The 2,884-nt window shown below is 66.7% G+C and carries 3 protein-coding genes and 1 pseudogene; all 4 read left to right on the top strand.

Going from position 1 to position 2,884, the window contains the following annotated elements; genetic code table 11:
- Positions 1-2: 2 nt before the first annotated feature.
- Positions 3-1,540, top strand: a pseudogene (istA, locus tag DM816_RS46095) (IS21 family transposase); the annotation flags it as partial.
- Positions 1,541-1,680: 140 nt separating this feature from the next.
- Positions 1,681-1,878, top strand: a complete 198-nt coding sequence (locus DM816_RS41265) for a hypothetical protein (protein ID WP_117215864.1) — start codon at positions 1,681-1,683, stop codon at positions 1,876-1,878.
- Complete coding sequence (gene istB, locus DM816_RS41260) at positions 1,875-2,651, top strand: IS21-like element helper ATPase IstB (RefSeq protein WP_117215863.1); 777 nt, start codon at positions 1,875-1,877, stop codon at positions 2,649-2,651. The genes DM816_RS41265 and istB overlap by 4 nt, the downstream gene beginning before the upstream one ends.
- A 21-nt stretch (positions 2,652-2,672) precedes the next feature.
- Positions 2,673-2,884 (top strand): helix-turn-helix domain-containing protein (locus DM816_RS41255; RefSeq protein WP_162908401.1); only part of this gene is annotated, 212 nt, incomplete at its 3' end.

The following is a 2,884-nucleotide window of genomic DNA, read 5'->3' as shown; positions in this document are numbered from 1 at the left end:
ACATTACGGAGATCTTGACGCACTGGCATGCGGGAAGATCGATCAACGAGATGTCGCTGAGCCTTGGCGTGGACCGCAAGACGATCCGCAAGTACGTGCAGCCGGCGATCGCGGCGGGGATGAAGCCGGGCGGGAAGTCGTTGAGCCCCAACGAGTGGAATGAGCTGATCGGCCGCTGGTTCCCGGAGCTGACCAACACCAGGCTGCGGCAGATCACCTGGCCTCAGATCGACAAGCATGCCGACTACATCCAGGAGCAGTTGGCCGCGGGGGTGCACCAGTCGACGGTGTGGCAGCGGCTGCGCGACGAGCACGGTGTGGAGGCGTCGGTGGCGTCGTTTCGCCGGTGGGTGGCCGCGACCGTGCCGGAGGAGACCCGCCGTGCGCAGGTCACGGTGCTGCGCGATGAGGTCCCGGCGGGTGAGGAGGCCCAGATCGACTACGGGCTGCTGGGGACCTGGGTCGACCCGAAAACCGGTAAACGGCATCGGGTGTGGGCGTTCGCGATCGTGTTGGCCTGCTCCAGGCATGTGTTCGTGCAGCCGACGTTGTGATGGACCAGCGGGCCTGGACCCAGGCCCACGTGGATGCGTTCGCGTTTTTCGGCGGTACCCCGCGCCGGCTCATCCCGGACAACCTGCGCACCGGCGTGGACCGGACTGACCTGTACGACCCGAAGATCAACCGCTCGTATGGTGAGCTGGCGACCCATTACGGGGTGCTGGTCGACCCGGCGCGGCGCGGCAGGCCCAAGGACAAGCCGCGGGTTGAGCGGCAGGTGCCCTATATCCGGGACAGTTTCTGGCGCGGCCGTGAGTTCACCTCGGTCGAGCACATGCGAGCCGAGGCGCTGCGCTGGTGCACGCAGGTCGCCGGGTTGCGCTCCTGCCGCCCGCTCGACGGCGCGAAACCGTTGGACGTGTTCACCACGTTGGAGGCCGAAGCGCTGCAACCGTTGCCGCGTAAACCTTTCGTGTTGGCGACGTGGTCGACAGCGAAGGTCGGTCCGGACATCCATGCCAAGGTCGGCAAGACCTTGTACTCGATCCCGTGGCGTTACATCGGCCAGCGCGTGGATGCCCGCGAAACCCCGACGGTGGTGCAGATCTTCCACGACGGGCAGCTGATCGCTACGCATGGCCGTAAGCCCCAGGGCAAGCAGACCGATTTCGGGCACTACCCGCCGGAGAAGATCGCGTTTCGGATGCGGACCCCGACCTGGTGCCGGCAGCGTTCCGCCGAGATCGGTCCTGCCTGCACCGAGGTCATCGACGGGCTGCTGGCCGTCGGGGTGCTGTTTCGGCTGCGCGCCGCTCAGGGAATCCTCGGGCTGACCGGCAAGTACCCGGCTGAGCGGGTGGAAGCCGCGTGCGCCAAGGCCATCGCGGTCGGCGACCCGTCATACCGGACCATCAAGGGCGTCCTGGCCGCCGGCACCGACATCGAACCAGCAGCGGAGTCTTCGCGCACCGGCGATGGCGGTGCCGCGGCGTTCCTGCACGGCCCTTCGCAGCTGTTCGCGAACGTGATCCCCCTGGCCAGAACGAGCCGTCCGCTCGAGACGGACCAGGCCGGCGCGGGCGAGCCACTCGAGACGACCACGGACCCCACGGACGACGACCGTGACGGCCACGGCGATCTCGACGGCGACCACGACGAGGTCGAGCGGGAGGTGGCGTGATGCCCGCCCACGACGATCGGCGGTATCCGCTGCCGCGACCGGACGACGACCCCAGGTTCTGCTTCGGCCTGGCCTACGACGTCGCGAAAGTCCTTGCCGCTTATGGGTATCCGCCGGTCACCTCCGGCGGCGATTTCACGCATCTGCAGCAGCATCTGTTCCAAGCCATCTACCAGCAGAAGGAAGAAACCCTGTGAGCGTTGTCGATGCCAGCCTCCACACCAGTCTGCGGGCGCTGAAGCTGTCCGGGATGCTCGACACCCTGGATGCGCGTCTGGCCCAGGCCCGCAACGGCGAGTTGGGGCATCTGGACTTCCTGCAAGTCCTCTGCCACGACGAGATCGCCCGCCGGGACACCACCTCGATGCAACGACGCGTCCGCCGCGCCCGTTTCGAGCAGCTGTCCACGCTGGAGGAGTTCGACTTCGGCGCCAGCCCGAAACTACCCGCCGCGCAGATCCGCGACCTGGCCGCGCTGCGCTGGCTACACGCAGGCGAGTCCGTCATCCTCTACGGCCCGGTCGGCGTTGGGAAAAGCCATATCGCACAAGCACTCGGCCTGTTGGCCATCCGCCAGCAGGCCGAGGTCCGGTTCACCAAAACCAGCCGCGCCCTGGCGGATCTGGCCGGCGGGCACGCCGACCGCACCTGGGCCAAACGCCTGGCCGAACTCGCCCGACCCGCCGTCCTGATCCTGGATGACTTTGCCATGCGAGAGCTGAGCCCGCAGCAGGCCGACGACCTCTACGAGCTCATCTCCGAACGGGCACAGGCCGGCCGCAGCCTCATCCTGACCTCCAACCGGGCACCGCAGGACTGGTATCCCTTGTTCCCCAACGCTGTCGTCGCCGAATCACTGCTGGACCGGCTGATCAACAACAGCCATCAGGTCTTCATGAACGGCCCGAGCTACCGGCCAAACAAGCGACCCAAAGGGGCCGCTCGCACTCCCCAAAGCGACAACGAGTAGAAAGATATTGAGGGTCACCCCATGGGGAATTACGTGATCAACCGCCCTGGGGAATTACGTGAGCGTCGACACCTGGACCCTGCCCGCCGCCGAGCGCTCGGCCCGTACCGCACCGTCCTGGTCGTGCTGCTGTACCTACGCCATAACCTGTCCCAAGCCTTGATCGCCGAACTGTTCGGCTGCTCCCAGCCCACTGTCTCACGCCTGGTCAGCAGGCTCACCCCGATCATCAG

Origin of the sequence: Allorhizocola rhizosphaerae (assembly GCF_003426775.1) — a bacterium.
GTDB lineage: Bacteria > Actinomycetota > Actinomycetes > Mycobacteriales > Micromonosporaceae > Allorhizocola > Allorhizocola rhizosphaerae.
Note: the sequence above shows the minus strand (reverse complement) of the source record. Positions and strands in the feature narration are given on the sequence as shown.

What these genes read in the sequence shown, in the direction of transcription:
- DM816_RS41265 (WP_117215864.1), top strand. Translation starts at nt 1,681, where the DNA reads ATGCCCGCCCACGACGATCGGCGGTATCCGCTGCCGCGACCGGACGAC.